Genomic DNA, 17,637 nt, shown 5'->3' on the forward strand with positions numbered 1-17,637 from the left:
CCCGGCCAGCGCCAGGCCTCTGCGTCTCAGGCCATCTCGGCAGTCGTCTCGAAGTCGAACGAGAGTTCGCCGCCCTGCAGGTCGATGTGCACCACGCCACCGCTCTCCGCCAGCTCGCCGAACAGGATCTCCTCGGCCAGGGGCCGTTTGATCTTGTCCTGGATGAGCCGGGCCATCGGCCGAGCGCCCATCTGCACGTCATAGCCGTGCTCGGCGAGCCAGTCGCGCGCCGCATCCGAGACCTCGAGCGTGACGTGCTTGTCCTCGAGCTGCGCCTGAAGTTCGATGAGGAACTTGTCGACGATGCTCTTGATGACCTCGTGGCTGAGCCGGCCGAACTGGATGATGGTATCCAGCCGATTGCGGAACTCCGGCGTGAAGCTCTTCTTGATGACCTCCATCGCATCGGACGCGTGGTCCTGATGGGTGAAGCCGATCGAAGCACGCGCGGCCGTTTCCGCGCCGGCGTTGGTGGTCATGATGATGATCACGTTGCGGAAGTCCGCCTTGCGCCCGTTGTTGTCGGTCAGGGTGCCGTGGTCCATCACCTGCAGCAGCAGGTTGAACACTTCCGGATGCGCCTTCTCGATCTCGTCGAGCAGCAGCACGCAGTGCGGCTGCTTGGTGATCGCCTCGGTCAGCAACCCGCCCTGATCGAACCCGACGTAGCCCGGAGGGGCGCCGATCAGGCGCGAAACGGTGTGGCGCTCCATGTATTCCGACATGTCGAAACGGATCAGCTCGATTCCCAGCGCCTTGGCCAACTGACGCGCAACCTCCGTCTTGCCCACCCCGGTGGGACCGGCGAAGAGGAAGGAGCCGACCGGCTTGTCGGGCGCCTTGAGCCCCGCACGCGACAGCTTGATGGCGGTCGAAAGCGATTCGATGGCATCGTTCTGGCCGAACACCGTCAGCTTCAGGTCGCGCTCGAGGTTGCGCAGCAGCTCCTTGTCGGAGGTACTGACGTGCTTCGGCGGAATCCGCGCGATCTTGGCGACGATGTCCTCGACCTGCTGCACTTCGATGCGCGGCACCCGCTTCTCTTCCGGCTGCAGGCGCTGGAAGGCGCCGGCCTCGTCGATGACGTCGATGGCCTTGTCCGGCATGTGGCGGTCATTGATGTAGCGTGAGGCGAGCTCGGCGGCGGCGCGCAGGGCTTCGTCGCTGTATTCGATGCGGTGGTGCTGCTCGAAGCGCGCCTTGAGGCCCTTGAGGATGCCCACGGTATCCTCGACCGACGGCTCGGAGACGTCGACCTTCTGGAAGCGACGCGCCAGCGCCCGGTCCTTCTCGAAGATGCCGCGGAATTCCTGGAAGGTGGTCGAGCCGATACAGCGAATCTCGCCCGAGGAAAGCAGCGGCTTGAGCAGGTTCGACGCATCCATCACTCCGCCGGATGCCGCACCGGCACCGATGATCGTGTGGATCTCGTCGACGAACAGGATCGCCTGCGGGCGCTTGCGCAGCTCGTTCAGCAATGCCTTGAAGCGCTTTTCAAAATCGCCGCGGTACTTGGTCCCGGCCAGCAGCGCGCCGAGGTCCAGCGAGTAGACCACGCTGTCGGCGAGCAGGTCCGGGACCTGGTTGTCGACGATGCGCTTGGCCAGGCCTTCGGCGATGGCGGTCTTGCCCACCCCGGCCTCGCCCACCAGCAGCGGGTTGTTCTTGCGCCGCCGCGCCAGGATCTGCGCCACGCGCTCGACTTCGTTTTCCCGCCCGACCAGCGGATCGATACGACCCTGCCGGGCGAGTTCGTTCAGGTTGCTGGCATAGGCATCGAGAGGATGATTGGCCGAAACCGACTCGCCGGCCTCCTCGTCCTGCAGCTCGGATTCCGCCTCGGGACTCGAGGGGTTGCCCTGGACCTTGGAGATGCCGTGGGCGATGTAGTTGACGACATCGATTCGCGCGACGTTCTGCTGTTTGAGCAGGAACACCGCCTGGCTCTCCTGCTCGCTGAAGATGGCGACCAGCACGTTGGCGCCCGTCACCTCGCGCTTGCCGGAACTCTGCACATGGAACACGGCGCGCTGCAGCACGCGCTGGAAGCCCAGCGTGGGCTGCGTTTCCCGATCTTCGTCGTGCTGGGGAATCAGCGGGGTCGTGGAGTCTATGAACTCCTGAAGGTCGTGCCGCAGTTTGTCGAGGCTTGCGCCGCAGGCGCGCAGGACGGTGGCGGCCGCCTCGTTGTCGAGCAAGGCCAACAGGAGGTGTTCAACCGTCATGAATTCATGGCGCTTGGTACGTGCCTCTTTGAAAGCCAGATTCAGAGTGACTTCGAGCTCACGGTTCAACATAGCTTCACCTCTTACCCAAGCAATCGGGTTTAACCGTCCTTCTCAATCTCGCATAACAGAGGATGCTGGCACTCCCTTGCATACTGGTTGACTTGCATCGCCTTGGTTTCGGCAACATCCCGCGTGAACACGCCGCAAACCGCCTGGCCCTCGGTATGGACGGTCAGCATGATCCTCGTCGCCGTTTCCCGATTGTGGTTGAAAATGCCCTCCAGCACCTCCACGACGAAATCCATAGGCGTGTAGTCGTCATTAAACATGACAACTTTGTACATCGGAGGTGCCTTGAGCTCTGGCTTCGCTTCCTGAACGACCAGGCCGGAATCACCGTCTTCGTCCGTGCCGGGCCGGTTCTGATTGAATGTTAGTCGAATCTGAGCAAATGCACGCATGCTGGTATATCGGTCTGTTCAGGCCCCTTGGGGCGATGATGTTTGACTGGTTTCGCAGCCGCCTGACGAGTTGCCTTGACTATGAGCAAAACGGTGATACAAACCAGTAAGTGCCAATGGCACGCGGGGTTGCGCATCATGAGGCCCGGTTCGGCACCCAAGGTTCGCAATCGAAGTGGATGTTACTCCAGTGATGGAGTCCTTTGCAGAGGGATAACAGCATGCTAAGCGGTAAGGTCAAGTGGTTCAACAACGCCAAAGGCTACGGGTTCATCGTAGCAGACGGCGGCGATGAGGACCTGTTCGCCCACTACTCGGCCATCCAGATGGAAGGCTACAGGACACTGAAAGCTGGGCAGGCGGTCATGTTCGAAATCCTGCAGGGTCCCAAGGGCCTGCATGCCACCAATATCCGGCCACAGGTGACGGCCGAGGCTCCCGCAGCAGCAGCCACTCCCGCGATGACCGCGGTCGATGCCTGAGCCAAGCCTGCGCGACCGCACCGCAGCCAGAGGGCAATGAAAAGGCCGATCGGACGATCGGCCTTTTTTCTCCGTGCCGTTTCGCTCACATGTGCGAAACGATGGCGTCGCCGAATCCCGAGCAGGACACCAGCGTGGCGTCGTCCATCAGGCGCTCGAAGTCGTAGGTCACGGTCTTCGCCGAGATCGCTCCCCCCACACCCTTGATGACCAGGTCGGCCGCCTCGGTCCAGCCCATGTGGCGGAGCATCATCTCCGCGGACAGGATCACCGACCCCGGGTTGACCTTGTCCTGGCCGGCATACTTGGGTGCCGTGCCGTGCGTCGCCTCGAACATGGCCACGCTGTCCGACAGGTTGGCGCCGGGCGCGATGCCGATGCCGCCGACCTCCGCCGCCAGCGCATCGGAAAGGTAGTCGCCGTTCAGGTTCAGGGTGGCGATGACGTCGTACTCGGCCGGACGCAGCAGGATCTGCTGCAACATCGCGTCGGCGATGACGTCCTTGACCACGACGTTCCTGCCGCTCTTCGGATTCCTGAACTGCATCCAGGGGCCGCCATCGAGCAGCTCGGCGCCGAACTCGTCGCGCGCGATCTCGTAGCCCCATTCCTTGAAGGCGCCCTCGGTGAACTTCATGATGTTGCCCTTGTGCACCAGGGTCACGGAGCTGCGGTCGTTGTCCACGGCATACTGCAGCGCCTTGCGCACCAGTCGCTTGGTACCTTCTTCAGAGACGGGCTTGATGCCGATGCCGCACATGTCGGTGAAACGGATCTTCTTGACGCCCATTTCCTCGGTGAGGAACCTGATGACCTTCTGCGCCTCGGCGGAGCCGGCCTTCCACTCGACGCCGGCATAGATGTCTTCCGAGTTCTCGCGGAAGATCACCATGTCCACGTCGCCCGGCTTCTTCACCGGGCTCGGCACGCCGGTGAACCAGCGCACCGGACGCTGGCAGACGTACAGGTCCAGTTCCTGGCGCAGCGCGACGTTCAGCGAGCGGATGCCGCCGCCGACCGGGGTGGTCAGCGGGCCCTTGATCGACACCACGTAATCGCGTACCGCCTCGAGGGTTTCCTTCGGCAGCCAGGTGTCCTGATCGTAGACCTGGGTCGCCTTCTCGCCGGCGTAGACCTCCATCCAGGCGATCTTGCGCTCGCCGCCGTAGGCCTTCTGCACGGCGGCATCGACGACCTTGATCATCACCGGGCTGATATCCGCGCCGATGCCATCGCCCTCGATGAAGGGAATGATCGGGTTGTTCGGCACGTTCAACGAACTGTCGGCATTGACGGTGATCTTCTCACCGCCGGCAGGTACCTGAATCTTCTGGTATCCCATGCTGGACTCCGTCTGGTGGTTAAACAGCGAACGTCTCACCCGAGAGTAGCGCAGTTGTTCCGGGCGAGGCATCTCTTCATTGGTCTATGCAACGTCCTTTATTCGCAGCTCCGAGCCAATGGTATACTCCGGCGCGTGACTATCAGGTCATAAGGGACGCGATGTCTGAACGAGACCTCTGACCCTTGAACCCGCCGATTTGTTACCGCAGCTCGACGGCTCGAATGCTCAACACTTTACTGGTGCATCCAACATCCCGCGGCGAATTCTCGACCCTTCGGCCCAACGATACGTAGTAGAGCCTCAGCGCCTACCCGCGCGCGTCGAGATTCTGTGCACGCACAGCTAAGAAGTGAGTCACTGTCAATGCCCATCCCTTCCAAGATCATCTACACCTTCACGGACGAAGCTCCCGCCCTCGCCACCTACTCGCTCCTCCCCATCGTGGAAGCGTTCGCAGCCGCTGCCGACATCGCAGTCGAAACCCGTGACATCTCCCTGGCCGGGCGCATCCTGGCGGCCTTCGCCGACCAGCTGGATGCCGACAAGCGCGTCGACGACGACCTGGCCAAGCTGGCGGTCCTGGCGACCCAGCCGGAAGCCAACATCATCAAGCTGCCGAACATCAGCGCTTCCGTCCCCCAGCTCAAGGGCGCCATCGCCGAGCTGCAGGCACTGGGCTACAACATTCCCGACTTCCCCGATGAGCCGCAGACGGACGCCGAGAAGGACGCCCGCGCCCGCTATGCCAAGGTGCTCGGCAGCGCGGTCAACCCGGTCCTGCGTGAAGGCAACTCCGACCGCCGCGCCCCGGCCGCAGTGAAGGCCTACGCACGCAAGCACCCGCATTCGATGGGCAAGTGGAGCAAGGCTTCGCGCTCGCACGCCGACTACATGCGCGGCGGCGACTTCTTCTCCAGCGAGCAGTCCGTCACCCTGGCCAAGGCCGGTGACGTGCGCATCGAGTTCGTCGGCAAGGACGGCAAGGTCGAGGTCAAGAAGCAGCTTTCCCTGCAGGCGGGCGAAGTGCTCGACAGCATGTTCATGAGCTGCGGCAAGCTGCGCCAGTTCTTCGAGGCCACTCTGCAGGACTGCAAGGAGACCGGCGTGATGTGGTCCCTGCACGTCAAGGCCACGATGATGAAGGTGTCGCACCCGATCGTGTTCGGCCACGCCGTGACCGTGTACTACAAGGACCTGTTCGAGAAGTGGGGCAAGCTGTTCGACGAGATCGGCGTGAACCCGAACAACGGCCTGAGCAGCGTCTACGACAAGATCAAGTCGCTTCCGGCCTCGCAGCAGGAAGAAATCCTCGATGACATCCACGCCTGCTACGCCGGCCGCCCGGAAATGGCGATGGTGGACTCCGCCAAGGGCATCACCAACCTGCACATCCCCAGCGATGTGATTGTCGACGCCTCGATGCCGGCGATGATCCGCAGCTCCGGGCAGATGTGGGGCAAGGACGGCAAGCTCAAGGACACCAAGGCCGTCATGCCGGAGAGCACCTACGCCCGCATCTACCAGGAGATGATCAACTTCTGCAAGACCAACGGCGCCTTCGACCCCACCACCATGGGCAGCGTGCCGAACGTCGGCCTGATGGCGCAGAAGGCCGAGGAATACGGCTCGCACGACAAGACCTTCGAGATGACCGCCGACGGCACCATGCGCGTCGTGCTCGCCGAGGACGGCACCGTGCTGATGCAGCACGAAGTGCAAGCCGGCGACATCTGGCGTGCCTGCCAGACCAAGGACGCGCCGATCCGCGACTGGGTCAAGCTCGCCGTCACCCGCGCGCGCCAGTCCAATACCCCGGCGATCTTCTGGCTCGACCCCGAGCGCGCCCATGACCGCGAACTGCAGAAGAAGGTGGAAGCCTACCTGCAGGAGCACGACCTCAGCGGCCTGGACATCCGCGTCATGGGCTACAACGAAGCGATCCGCGTGAGCATGGAGCGCCTGATCCGCGGCCTGGACACCATCTCGGTGACCGGCAACGTCCTGCGCGACTACCTGACTGACCTGTTCCCGATCATGGAGCTGGGCACCTCGGCCAAGATGCTCTCCATCGTCCCGCTGATGGCCGGCGGCGGCATGTACGAGACCGGCGCCGGCGGCTCGGCGCCCAAACACGTTCAGCAGCTGGTCGAGGAAAACCACCTGCGCTGGGATTCGCTCGGCGAGTTCCTGGCCTTGGCGGTGTCGCTCGAAGAGACCGGCATCAAGACCGGCAACCCCAAGGCCAAGCTGCTCGGCAAGGCGCTGGACGCCGCGACCGGCAAGCTGCTGGACAACAACAAGTCCCCGTCGCGCAAGGTCGGCGAGATCGACAACCGTGGCAGCCACTTCTACCTGGCCCTGTACTGGGCACAGGAACTGGCCGCGCAGACCGAAGACCTGGAGCTGCAGGCGCACTTCGCACCGCTGGCCAAGACCCTCGCCGAGAAGGAGGAAGCCATCGTGGCCGAACTCAATTCGGTGCAGGGCAAGCCGGTGGACATCGGTGGCTACTACCGCTCCAACCCGGAGCTGACCAGCAAGGTCATGCGACCGAGCGCGACCTTCAACGCCGCGCTCGCCGCACTGGCCTGAGGCCGGGCAAGGGCGTGTAACGCCAACCAGGAACCCCGGCCTCGTGCCGGGGTTCTTGCATTCGGGCTCCCGCACCGCGCGCCCGGAGCCCGCATCCACACTGCAAGAGGAAAGCGATATGGAGTGGCAGCCGCACATCACCGTGGCGACCATCGTCGAGGACCAGGGGCGCTTCCTGCTCGTCGAGGAATACGACCAGGACGAACTGGTGCTCAACCAGCCGGCCGGGCACCTGGAGGCCAACGAAACGCTGCTCGAAGCGGCGATCCGGGAAACCCTCGAGGAAACCGGCTGGGACGTCGAGCTGACCGGCGTGGTCGGCATCTATCTGTACACCGCTCCGCGAAACGGCGTGACCTACCAGCGCGTGTGTTTTTCGGCCAAGCCGATCGGGCACGATCCGCAACGCCCGCTCGACACCGGGATTCTGCGCGCGGTCTGGCTCGACCGCGACACCCTGGCCGCCGACCCGTCGCGCTGGCGCAGCGAACTGGTGGTGCGCTGCATCGACGACTACCTGGCAGGCTCCCGCCACGCCCTCGACCTGGTGAAGGTCTGAAAGGTACTTAGCCTCCGCAGGACCGGCCTGTTAGAATTCCGCCCTTTTTGCAGACACTCTCGAAACCCCATGTCCGACATAGACCGTACTCAACCGGCAACGCAGCGCGTCATCGTAGGCATGTCCGGTGGCGTGGACTCCTCCGTCTCGGCCCTGCTCCTGCTCGAGCAGGGCTACCAGGTCGAAGGCCTGTTCATGAAGAACTGGGAAGAGGACGATGGCACGGAATACTGCACCGCCATGGAGGACCTGGCCGACGCCCAGGCCGTCTGCGACCGCCTGGGCGTCCGCCTGCATACCGCCAACTTCGCGGCGGAGTACTGGGACAACGTGTTCGAGCACTTCCTCGCCGAATACAAGGCCGGGCGCACGCCGAACCCCGACATCCTGTGCAACCGGGAAATCAAGTTCAAGGCCTTCCTCGACTACGCCCTGATGCTCGGCGCCGACCTCATAGCCACCGGCCATTACGTGCGTCGACGCGACCTGGACAGCCGCAGCGAACTGCTCAAGGGGCTGGATCCGAACAAGGACCAGAGCTACTTCCTGCACGCCGTCGGCGGCGAGCAGATCGGCAAGACGCTTTTCCCGGTGGGTGAACTGGAAAAGCCGCAGGTACGCAGGATCGCCGAGGAACACGGGCTCGCCACCGCGCGCAAGAAGGACTCGACCGGCATCTGCTTCATCGGCGAGCGGCGGTTCCGCGATTTCCTCAAGCAATACCTGCCGGCGCAGCCCGGCGACATCGAGACCACCGAAGGCGAGACCATCGGCCGCCACCACGGCCTGATGTATCACACCATCGGCCAACGCCAGGGACTGGGGATCGGCGGGCTCAAGGACGCCGACGACGCGCCCTGGTACGTGGTCGCCAAGGATCTGCGGCGCAACGTGCTCGTCGTCGGCCAGGGCAACGATCATCCCTGGCTGTTCGCCAGCGCGCTGACCGCGTCCGAGATCTACTGGGTCAACCCCGTCGAGCTGCAGGCGCCCCGGCGCCTCACCGCGAAGGTCCGGTACCGCCAGCAGGACCAAAGCTGCACGCTGGAACGCACGGCGTCGGGCTACCGGGTGGTCTTCGACGAGCCCCAGCGCGCCGTGACACCCGGCCAGTCGGTGGTTTTCTACGACGGCGAGGTCTGCCTGGGGGGCGGCGTCATCGAGCAGGCGGAAACCTGTTTCAGCGAGGCGCTGGCATGAGCGACATCCGTCAGCAACTGGTCGCGCTGGGCGCGGTCTTCGAGTCGGCCGTCCTGGTCGACCGGATCGCCCGCACCGGCCAGGCCCCCACCGCCGCGGTGGCCTGCATGCTCGGCAGCCTGCTGGTGCGCAACCCGGGCTCCACGCTCGAAATCTATGGCGGCGACGACCTGAACCTGCGCGATGGCTACAAGGCGCTTGCCGGCGCGCTGGAGCGCAATGCCGCCGAGCTGCAGCGCGAACCGCTGCGCTACTCGCTGGCCCTGCTCGGCCTTGAGCGCCAGTTGGCCAAGCGCGACGACATGCTCCAGCTCATCGGCACGCGGATGGATCAGATCCAGGGGCAAGTCGAGCATTTCGGCATCGCGCACGAGAATGTCATCGCCGCCTTCGGCGGGCTCTACGAGGACACCCTGAGCACCTTCCGCCAGCGGATCCAGGTGCACGGGGACATGCGTCACCTGCAGCAGCGCGACAACGCGGCCAGGATCCGCGCGCTGCTGCTGTCCGGCATCCGTTCGGCACGCCTGTGGCGCCAGCTCGGCGGGCATCGCTGGCAGCTGATCCTCAGCCGCCGGAAACTGCTGGACCATCTCTACCCGATGATGCGCCAAGGCGGCTGAGCGGGGGCGCTCATCGCCACCAGCCGCAATGCGGGCCGCTTTCGGGTATCATAGCGGCCCTTTTTTTCGAACCCGACAGCCCGAGAACGCCCATGCAGCTCTCTTCGCTCACTGCGGTTTCCCCCGTAGACGGCCGCTACGCCAGCAAGACCAGCGCCCTGCGCCCCATTTTCAGCGAGTTCGGCCTCATCCGCTTCCGTGTGATGGTCGAGGTCCGCTGGCTACAGCGCCTCGCGGCCCATGAAGGCATTCCCGAAGTGCAGCCCTTCTCGGCCGAAGCCGACGCGCTGCTGAACCAGTTGGCCGAAGCCTTCGAGCTGCCCCACGCCGAGCGGGTGAAAGAGTTCGAGCGGACCACCAACCACGACGTCAAGGCGGTGGAATACCTGCTCAAGGAACAGGCCAGGCGCCTGCCCGAGCTGGCGGCGGTGAACGAGTTCATCCACTTCGCCTGCACCAGCGAAGACATCAACAACCTGTCCCACGCGCTGATGCTGCGCGAGGGCCGCGACGGCGTGCTGCTGCCGCTGATGCGCCAGCTGGCCGGGGCGATCCGCGAATTGGCGACCCGTTTCGCCGACGTGCCGATGCTGTCCCGCACCCACGGCCAGCCCGCCTCGCCCACCACGCTGGGCAAGGAAATGGCCAACGTGGTCTACCGCCTCGAGCGGCAAATCGCACAAGTCGCGGCCGTGCCGCTGCTGGGCAAGATCAACGGTGCCGTGGGCAACTACAACGCCCACCTGTCCGCCTACCCGGAGGTCGACTGGGAAGCCAACGCCCGCGCCTTCATCGAGGATGACCTGGGCCTGCAGTGGAACCCCTACACCACCCAGATCGAGCCGCACGACTACATCGCCGAGCTGTTCGATGCCATCGCCCGCTTCAACACCATCCTCGTCGACTTCGACCGGGACGTCTGGGGCTACATCTCCCTGGGCTACTTCAAGCAGAAGACGATCGCCGGCGAGATCGGCTCATCGACCATGCCGCACAAGGTCAACCCGATCGACTTCGAGAATTCCGAAGGCAACCTCGGCATCGCCAACGCACTCTTCCAGCACCTGGCGAGCAAGCTGCCGGTGTCCCGCTGGCAACGCGACCTGACCGACTCCACCGTACTGCGCAACCTGGGCGTCGGGTTCGCGCACAGCGTGATCGCCTACGAGGCAACACTCAAGGGAATCAGCAAGTTGGAACTCAATGCTCAACGAATTGTTGAAGACCTGGATAACTGCTGGGAAGTGCTCGCCGAGCCCATCCAGACGGTCATGCGCCGCTATGGCGTGGAAAACCCCTACGAGAAGCTCAAGGAGCTGACGCGCGGCAAGGGCATCACCCCGCAGGCGCTGCAAGACTTCATCGCCGGGCTCGATATCCCGGCCGAAGCCAAGGCCGAGCTCGCCAAGCTGACGCCCGCCGGCTACATCGGCAACGCGGTCGCCCAAGCCAAGCGCATCTGAGCTGACGCGGTAGAGCACGCCCGGCGCTGCCGGGCGTTTTTATTTATGACTTCAAGGTGTTAGCGATGACTTCGGATACTCCGCTCGAAGTGTTGGGGGGCATCAGCGCCCGCGTGTTCCTGCGTGACTACTGGCAGAAGAAGCCCCTGCTGATCCGCCAGGCGCTGCCGGGCTTCCAGAGCCCGGTCACGGCCGACGAACTGGCCGGCCTGTCGCTGGAGGAAGAGGTCGAGTCCCGGCTGGTGCTCGAGCACGGCGATCGCCCGTGGGAGCTGCGCCGCGGGCCGTTCACCGAAGAGACCTACGGCCAGCTGCCCGAGCGCGACTGGACGCTGCTGGTGCAGGCGGTCGACCAGCTGATCCCGGAAGTGGCGGACCTGGCCCGGCATTTCCGCTTCCTGCCGAGCTGGCGCATCGACGACGTGATGATCAGCTTTGCCACTCCCGGAGGCGGCGTCGGTCCGCATTTCGACAACTACGACGTGTTCCTGCTGCAGGCCGAGGGCCGCCGGCGCTGGAAGATCGGCCAGCTATGCGACAGCGAAAGCGCGCTGCTCGAGCATGGCGACCTGAAGATCCTCGCCGACTTCCGCCAGGCCGATGAATGGGTGCTGGAGCCTGGCGACATGCTCTATCTGCCGCCGCGGGTCGCCCACTACGGCATCGCCGAGGACGCCTGCATGACCTACTCGGTGGGCTTCCGCGCGCCCAGCGCCGCCGAGGTCCTAACTCATTTCACCGACTTCCTCGCGCAGTTCCTGCCGGACGAGGAACGCTACGGCGACGCCGACCTGGAACCGGCGAAGGATCCCCACCAGATCCAGGCCGATGCGCTGCGACGCCTCAAGGGGCTGCTGGACGAACACATGGGCGACGAGCGCCTGCTGCTGACCTGGTTCGGCCAGTTCATGACCGAGCCCCGCTACCCGGAGCGGGTGGCAGGCGGCGAGATCGAGGAAGGCGACCTCTTCGAGGCGCTGGGCGACGGCGCCGTGCTGGTTCGCAATCCCAGCGCGCGCCTGGCCTGGAGCGAGGTGGACATCGGCCTGCTGCTGTTCGCCAGCGGCCAGAGCACCCTACTGCCGGTCCACCTGCGCGAGTTGCTGAAGCTGGTCTGTGCCGCCGACGCGTTACATCAGGACAACTTGCAGGCTTGGCTGGCCGACGAGGACGGGCGTACCCTCCTTGTCCAACTGGTCAAACAGGGAAGTCTGGAGTTTGCCGATGAGTGAGATCGAGGTCCGGATCGCCGACTGGCATCGCGACAACGCCGAGTTGCGGCGCATACGCGAGACGGTGTTCATCGTCGAGCAGGCGGTGCCGCCGGAACTCGAATGGGACGCGGAGGACGAGCACGCGATCCACTTCCTGGCGCTGGAGAGCGGCTATCCGGTCGGCACCGCGCGACTGCTGCTCGACGGCCACATCGGGCGCGTCTCGGTGCTTCGCGACTGGCGCGGCCTTCATGTCGGCGAGGCGCTGATGCATGCGGCAATCGCCGAGGCCGAGCGTCGCGGTCTTTCCGAGCAGAAGCTGACCGCACAGGTACATGCCCTGCCGTTCTACGAACGCCTGGGCTTTTCGGAAACCAGCGAGGAATTCCTGGAGGCGGGCATTCCCCACGTCGACATGGTCCGCCGGAGCCGATGATGAGCGACGAGCCATTCGGAATGGACGACGCGTCCGAAACGGATCCGCTCGCCCCCATCGCCTTCGAATCGCCCGGACGGTTCGCCATCCACAACCCGGAGCCGAGCCACCCGGAGCGGGCAGCACTTGAGCAAGCACCCTTCAGGCTCGGCGAGAGTGCCTCGGCGCACCCGCTCGCCTCCGCTGCGGAGCTGCGCCCGCACGCCCTGGCGCTGGTTCGCCAGGCACGCCGCTCAATCTGCATCTCCAGCGCGGACATGGAGCCCTGGCTGTACGACGAGGCAGCCATGCAGCAGGCCTGCACCGCCTTTCTCCTGCAGCACGGCGACTGCCGCCTGCGCCTGCTGGTCCGCGACCCGGCGCTGGCCATACGCCGCGGGCACAGACTCCTGAGCCTGGCGCGTCGCCTGACCAGCCGCATGGAGATCCGCCGGGCTCACCCCGATCACCCGGGAGGCGAGGATGCCTTCCTCCTCGCAGACAGGAGCGGGCTGCTCTGGCGCCCGGACCCGCGCGAATTCCAGGGCCGTGCCTGCTATCACGAGCCCGGGCGTGTCAGACAGTTCCAGGCGCGCTTCGACGAGGCCTGGAACCTCGCCATCCACGATCCCGACCTTCGGAGCCTGCTGCTGTGATGACCCTACGTGCGCTCTGCGCAGCCCTTGCATTGACGATAGGCGGTCTCTGCCATGCCGCCACCGAGATCATCCCCGTCAACTACCGCATGGCCGACGAGGTGCTGCCGCTGGCGCAATCGGTCGTGGGCGACCGGGGCCGGGTTGCGGCCTACGGCAATCAGCTGGTCATCAACGCACCCGAACCGGTGATCGAGGAGCTTCGAAGCGTACTCGGGCAGCTCGACAGCCCACCCAGGCGCCTGCTCATCAGCGTCGATACGCAGCGTCACGGATCGTCGCAGCAGCGGGGCTATCAGGTCGACGGGCGCATCGGCTCGGGGTCGGTCGAGATCGGCACGGGCAATCCCGGCCGTGATCGGAACGGCGCGCGAATCATTCGTCATGACACCCAGAGCCGTGACGGCGGCGTCCAGCAGGTCCAGGCGACGGAAGGCTATCCGGCACTCATCCAGGCCGGCCAGAGCGTGCCCCTGAACCAGTGGTCCACCGATGCCTACGGGCAGGTTTACCAGGATACGCAGTACCGGGACCTGATGCGCGGCTTCTATGCCACCGCCAACGTGGTGGGAGACCAGGTGCAGGTCACCATCAGCGCCAAGAACGACCGCCTGAGCCCCGAGCACTCGCGCGAGCTGCAGCTGCAGAACACGGACACCCGCGTCAGTGGCCGCGTCGGCGAATGGATCACTCTCGGGGGGATCGATGAGAGCGCCTCCTCCAGCGACCACGGGATCGCTCGCCGGTACTCCACCGACTCGGCCCAGGACTATTCGCTGCGCCTCAAGGTCGAGGTGCTGGACTGACGTGAACCATGTAGCGGAAAAATGTAGTAGCTACAAAATTCCACTACAAAATCGTTGACGAGCATTTTTACCGGGAGCATGATGACCTCGCTCCCGCTAACCAGGGCCCTGAAACGGGGCCCCGGAGTGCGCTCCAGCCAACCAGCCGAGCCGCTCCGTGCCTGTACTGCCCACAAGGTGGACTGACGAGGTTGCGACTGGAACGAGTCGTCCTGAGGGATGGGGAAGCACCTAGCGCATCAACTCGTCGACTTCACCAGCGCAAGACGCCAGGCATCCATGAGCCCTCATGCGTCCACCGCTCGGCAAGGTCACAGGTGATCGTTCTGCCACCCTCCTCTCTGGTCAGTCCTCGCTCCGTCGCCAATCGACATCTACCGCGTTGCAGCACAAACAGCGCTAGCAAGTAGGTTCAAGTGGGAAAGACGGTGCTCACCAACAAAACTTTGAAGGGATTGACCATGTCCGCTTACCAAGATGACGTCAAGGCCGTTGCTGCATTGAAAGAAACCGCCGGCAACAGCTGGAGCGCAATCAACCCCGAGTACGTCGCTCGCATGCGTGCTCAGAACCGCTTCAAGACAGGTCTGGACATCGCCAAGTACACGGCTGCCATCATGCGCAAGGACATGGCCGAGTACGATGCCGACAGCTCGCTCTACACCCAGTCGCTGGGCTGCTGGCATGGCTTCATCGGCCAGCAGAAGCTGATTTCGATCAAGAAGCACCTCAAGACCACCAACAAGCGCTATCTCTACCTGTCGGGCTGGATGGTGGCCGCCCTGCGCTCCGAGTTCGGCCCGCTGCCTGACCAGTCGATGCACGAGAAGACCGCGGTGGCGGCACTCATCGAGGAGCTCTATACCTTCCTGCGCCAGGCCGACGCCCGCGAACTCGATCTGCTGTTCAGCGCGCTGGACACCGCGCGGGCCGCCGACGACCAGGCGAAGGCCGCTGAGATCCAGTCGCAGATCGACAACTTCGAAACCCATGTCGTGCCGATCATCGCCGACATCGACGCCGGCTTCGGCAACCCTGAAGCCACCTACCTGCTGGCCAAGAAGATGATCGAGGCGGGCGCCTGCTGCATCCAGATCGAAAACCAGGTTTCCGATGAGAAGCAGTGCGGTCACCAGGATGGCAAGGTCACGGTTCCCCACGCCGATTTCCTCGCCAAGATCAACGCGGTGCGCTACGCCTTCCTCGAACTCGGCGTCGACGACGGCGTGATCGTCGCCCGTACCGACTCCCTGGGCGCCGGCCTGACCAAGCAGATCGCGGTGACGAACGAGCCAGGCGACCTGGGCGACCAGTACAACGCTTTCCTCGACTGCGAAGAGATTTCCGAGGCGGACCTGGCCAACGGCGACCTGGTGATCAAGCGCGAAGGCAAGCTGCTGCGTCCGAAGCGCCTGCCGTCGAACCTGTTCCAGTTCCGCAAGGGAACCGGCGAGGATCGTTGCGTGCTGGACTGCATCACTTCGCTGCAGAACGGTGCCGACCTGCTCTGGATCGAGACCGAAAAGCCGCACATCGGCCAGATCAAGGGCATGGTCGATCGCATCCGCCAGGTGGTTCCCAACGCCAAGCTGGTCTACAACAACAGCCCGTCGTTCAACTGGACGCTGAATTTCCGCCAGCAGGTCTACGACGCCATGGTCGCCGAAGGCAAGGACGTGTCGGCTTACGACCGTGCCAGGCTGATGAGCGCCGAGTATGACGACTCGGACCTGGCCAAGCTGGCCGACGAGAGAATCCGCACCTTCCAGCGCGACGCCTCGGCGCAGGCCGGCATCTTTCATCACCTGATCACCCTGCCGACCTACCACACTGCCGCGCTGTCCACGGACAACCTGGCCAAGGGTTACTTCGCCGAAGACGGCATGCTGGCCTACGTCAAAGGGGTACAGCGCCAGGAAATCCGTCAGGGCATCGCCTGCGTGAAGCACCAGAACATGGCCGGCTCGGACATCGGCGACAACCACAAGGAGTACTTCGCCGGCGAAGCTGCGCTGAAGGCAAGTGGCAAGGACAACACCATGAATCAGTTCCACTGATCCACTGATTGTCCTCGAAGGCCCCGGAGCGATCCGGGGCCTTTTTTTCCGGGCTTCGTTCATGGCATCAACGGGGCGGCATGTTGGCCGTGTCGTCGTGCTCGGGCGTGGTGAACAGTCCCCAGGCCGAAATGAACAGCGCGGCTATCAGCGGCCCGATCACGAACCCGTTCAAGCCGAACAGGGCCAGCCCTCCCAGCGTCGAGATCAGCACCACGTAATCGGGCATCTTGGTGTCCTTGCCCACCAGGATGGGCCTCAGCACATTGTCCGCGAGCCCTATGACGAGGACGCCGTACAGGGTCAGGATGAACGCATGGACGAGGTCGCCCATCATGAAGTAGTAGACGGCGACGGGCGCCCAGATCAGCCCGGCGCCCACCGCGGGTAACAGCGCGAGGAATCCCATCAGGACGCCCCACAGCAAGGCGCTGGGAATGCCCAGCAGGACGAAGATGAAGCCGCCCAAGACGCCCTCGGTCGCGGCGATTACCACGTTCCCCTTGACGGTCGCGCGCACGACTCGGGTGAATTTGCTGAACAGTCGACGCTTCTGGCTATCGTGCAACGGAACCGCTTTCTTCAGCATGCTGACCAGTTCCCGGCCGTCACGCAGCAGAAAGAACAGCAGATAGAGCATGACGAAGAAATTCACCAGGAACTGGAAGGTCCCCTGTCCGAAGCTGAAAGCCTTGGTGGCGATGAACTGACTGCCTGCCAGCGCGCTGCCTGCCAGTCTGGAGCGCAAGCTCTCTATGTCCTGCAGGCCGAAGCGATCGAGTTGCGCGCGCAGGGGATCGGGCAACCAAGCCATCGCCTGCGCCAGGTAACCGGCAATATCCAGCTCGCCGCTCTCGATTCGCCGGTAGACCGCCGCCCCCTCCTGCACGAGCAATCCGGTGATCACGCTGACAGGAAGAATGGCTACCACGACGATGACGACCAGGGTGATCAGCGAGGCGATATTGCGTCTGCCATGGAGCTTCGCCAGCAGCCAGCGCTGCAGCGGCCAGAAGATGATGGCAAGAATGACGCCCCAGAAGACGGCCCCGTAAAAGGGGAAGAGTATCCAGGCGAAAGCCAGGGATACCACGATCAGGAGACCGGCAAATACCTTTCGCTCGCGCGATGGCTGACTCATAGAAGACCTTGGCTGCAGGCTTTTCCGTTAGTCAACAGGCTATGGAATCAGTGCCTGGCTGGAGCATGGCTCGCGACCAGCAGCCGTATGTCCCTGTGCCATGCGCAGGTCCGCCGGGAGGTCGTACGCCCCTCGCGCAGTAGGTCCGGGCTCAGCACTTGGCGATGTCGCCATACGGTCGTCCGCTGCAGACCGGAAGGTGTCTGGCTGGCAGCTGCGTCATCGGCCTGAAACCATCTTCGGGACGATACACAGCCGCCGTCCCGCCCGGATACCGGCCTGCGCCGGCATGACGGGCTCTGGCGCAGCGTCCAGACTCCTTACCCCCATCCCGTCGCCCCGGCCTGCGCCGGGGCCCAGTGGGGGCCACGCCGCCGCCCGGCCGCACGCCTGAG

The 17,637-nt window shown here is 64.3% G+C and carries 15 protein-coding genes; 11 read left to right on the top strand and 4 right to left on the bottom strand.

Annotated features, from left to right (window positions below; genetic code table 11):
• Positions 1-26 precede the first annotated feature (26 nt).
• Together clpA and clpS are read right to left on the bottom strand one after the other, a co-directional pair.
• On the bottom strand, positions 27-2,297 hold the full coding sequence (gene clpA, locus H610_RS0106155; protein WP_028238870.1) for an ATP-dependent Clp protease ATP-binding subunit ClpA: 2,271 nt from the start codon (positions 2,295-2,297) through the stop codon (positions 27-29).
• A gap of 29 nt (positions 2,298-2,326) precedes the next feature.
• Positions 2,327-2,689, bottom strand: a complete 363-nt coding sequence (gene clpS / locus H610_RS0106160) for an ATP-dependent Clp protease adapter ClpS (protein ID WP_028238871.1) — start codon at positions 2,687-2,689, stop codon at positions 2,327-2,329.
• A gap of 221 nt (positions 2,690-2,910) precedes the next feature.
• On the opposite strand from clpS, the gene cspD reads away from it, so the two are divergent.
• Positions 2,911-3,171 (top strand): cold shock domain-containing protein CspD, encoded by a 261-nt coding sequence (cspD, locus tag H610_RS0106165; protein ID WP_028238872.1) that lies wholly within the window; start codon positions 2,911-2,913, stop codon positions 3,169-3,171.
• 85 nt (positions 3,172-3,256) lie between these two features.
• Here the strand turns inward: cspD and icd are convergent, their stop codons facing one another.
• On the bottom strand, positions 3,257-4,513 hold the full coding sequence (gene icd, locus H610_RS0106170) for an NADP-dependent isocitrate dehydrogenase (RefSeq protein ID WP_028238873.1): 1,257 nt from the start codon (positions 4,511-4,513) through the stop codon (positions 3,257-3,259).
• A gap of 366 nt (positions 4,514-4,879) precedes the next feature.
• Here icd and H610_RS0106175 point away from each other — a divergent pair, with 366 nt between their 5' ends.
• From H610_RS0106175 to H610_RS0106220, 10 genes are all read left to right on the top strand, one after another.
• A complete protein-coding gene (locus H610_RS0106175) occupies positions 4,880-7,108 on the top strand; it encodes an NADP-dependent isocitrate dehydrogenase (protein ID WP_028238874.1) in 2,229 nt (742 codons plus the stop codon).
• Between the two features lie 118 nt (positions 7,109-7,226).
• Complete coding sequence (locus tag H610_RS0106180; protein ID WP_028238875.1) at positions 7,227-7,667, top strand: NUDIX hydrolase; 441 nt, start codon at positions 7,227-7,229, stop codon at positions 7,665-7,667.
• Between the two features lie 69 nt (positions 7,668-7,736).
• Complete coding sequence (gene mnmA / locus H610_RS0106185; RefSeq protein ID WP_084166380.1) at positions 7,737-8,867, top strand: tRNA 2-thiouridine(34) synthase MnmA; 1,131 nt, start codon at positions 7,737-7,739, stop codon at positions 8,865-8,867.
• Positions 8,864-9,490, top strand: a complete 627-nt coding sequence (gene hflD / locus H610_RS0106190; RefSeq protein WP_028238877.1) for a high frequency lysogenization protein HflD — start codon at positions 8,864-8,866, stop codon at positions 9,488-9,490. The genes mnmA and hflD overlap by 4 nt, the downstream gene beginning before the upstream one ends.
• A gap of 92 nt (positions 9,491-9,582) precedes the next feature.
• Entirely contained in the window at positions 9,583-10,953 is a 1,371-nt protein-coding gene (gene purB, locus H610_RS0106195; RefSeq protein WP_028238878.1) for an adenylosuccinate lyase, read from the top strand.
• A 65-nt stretch (positions 10,954-11,018) separates the two neighbouring features.
• Positions 11,019-12,185 (top strand): ribosomal protein uL16 3-hydroxylase, encoded by a 1,167-nt coding sequence (locus H610_RS0106200; protein WP_028238879.1) that lies wholly within the window; start codon positions 11,019-11,021, stop codon positions 12,183-12,185.
• Entirely contained in the window at positions 12,178-12,603 is a 426-nt protein-coding gene (locus H610_RS0106205) for a GNAT family N-acetyltransferase (RefSeq protein ID WP_028238880.1), read from the top strand. Before H610_RS0106200 ends, H610_RS0106205 begins: the two co-directional genes overlap by 8 nt.
• Before the next feature lie 20 nt (positions 12,604-12,623).
• Complete coding sequence (locus tag H610_RS0106210) at positions 12,624-13,238, top strand: DUF7931 domain-containing protein (RefSeq protein WP_028238881.1); 615 nt, start codon at positions 12,624-12,626, stop codon at positions 13,236-13,238.
• A complete protein-coding gene (locus H610_RS0106215) occupies positions 13,238-14,044 on the top strand; it encodes a secretin N-terminal domain-containing protein (protein ID WP_028238882.1) in 807 nt (268 codons plus the stop codon). The genes H610_RS0106210 and H610_RS0106215 overlap by 1 nt, the downstream gene beginning before the upstream one ends.
• A gap of 461 nt (positions 14,045-14,505) precedes the next feature.
• Positions 14,506-16,101, top strand: a complete 1,596-nt coding sequence (locus tag H610_RS0106220; RefSeq protein ID WP_028238883.1) for an isocitrate lyase — start codon at positions 14,506-14,508, stop codon at positions 16,099-16,101.
• A 67-nt stretch (positions 16,102-16,168) separates the two neighbouring features.
• Here the strand turns inward: H610_RS0106220 and H610_RS0106225 are convergent, their stop codons facing one another.
• A complete protein-coding gene (locus tag H610_RS0106225) occupies positions 16,169-17,242 on the bottom strand; it encodes an AI-2E family transporter (RefSeq protein WP_028238884.1) in 1,074 nt (357 codons plus the stop codon).
• Positions 17,243-17,637: the final 395 nt, after the last annotated feature.

Origin of the sequence: Stutzerimonas azotifigens DSM 17556, from assembly GCF_000425625.1 — a bacterium.
Lineage (GTDB): Bacteria > Pseudomonadota > Gammaproteobacteria > Pseudomonadales > Pseudomonadaceae > Stutzerimonas > Stutzerimonas azotifigens.

Bases quoted from the DNA above. Each gene is read 5' to 3' on its own strand.
- clpA (WP_028238870.1), bottom strand. From the start codon at position 2,297: ATGTTGAACCGTGAGCTCGAAGTCACTCTGAATCTGGCTTTCAAAGAG.
- clpS (WP_028238871.1), bottom strand. From the start codon at position 2,689: ATGCGTGCATTTGCTCAGATTCGACTAACATTCAATCAGAACCGGCCC.
- cspD (WP_028238872.1), top strand. From the start codon at position 2,911: ATGCTAAGCGGTAAGGTCAAGTGGTTCAACAACGCCAAAGGCTACGGG.
- icd (WP_028238873.1), bottom strand. From the start codon at position 4,513: ATGGGATACCAGAAGATTCAGGTACCTGCCGGCGGTGAGAAGATCACC.
- H610_RS0106175 (WP_028238874.1), top strand. From the start codon at position 4,880: ATGCCCATCCCTTCCAAGATCATCTACACCTTCACGGACGAAGCTCCC.
- H610_RS0106180 (WP_028238875.1), top strand. From the start codon at position 7,227: ATGGAGTGGCAGCCGCACATCACCGTGGCGACCATCGTCGAGGACCAG.
- mnmA (WP_084166380.1), top strand. From the start codon at position 7,737: ATGTCCGACATAGACCGTACTCAACCGGCAACGCAGCGCGTCATCGTA.
- hflD (WP_028238877.1), top strand. From the start codon at position 8,864: ATGAGCGACATCCGTCAGCAACTGGTCGCGCTGGGCGCGGTCTTCGAG.
- purB (WP_028238878.1), top strand. From the start codon at position 9,583: ATGCAGCTCTCTTCGCTCACTGCGGTTTCCCCCGTAGACGGCCGCTAC.
- H610_RS0106200 (WP_028238879.1), top strand. From the start codon at position 11,019: ATGACTTCGGATACTCCGCTCGAAGTGTTGGGGGGCATCAGCGCCCGC.
- H610_RS0106205 (WP_028238880.1), top strand. From the start codon at position 12,178: ATGAGTGAGATCGAGGTCCGGATCGCCGACTGGCATCGCGACAACGCC.
- H610_RS0106210 (WP_028238881.1), top strand. From the start codon at position 12,624: ATGGACGACGCGTCCGAAACGGATCCGCTCGCCCCCATCGCCTTCGAA.
- H610_RS0106215 (WP_028238882.1), top strand. From the start codon at position 13,238: ATGACCCTACGTGCGCTCTGCGCAGCCCTTGCATTGACGATAGGCGGT.
- H610_RS0106220 (WP_028238883.1), top strand. From the start codon at position 14,506: ATGTCCGCTTACCAAGATGACGTCAAGGCCGTTGCTGCATTGAAAGAA.
- H610_RS0106225 (WP_028238884.1), bottom strand. From the start codon at position 17,242: ATGAGTCAGCCATCGCGCGAGCGAAAGGTATTTGCCGGTCTCCTGATC.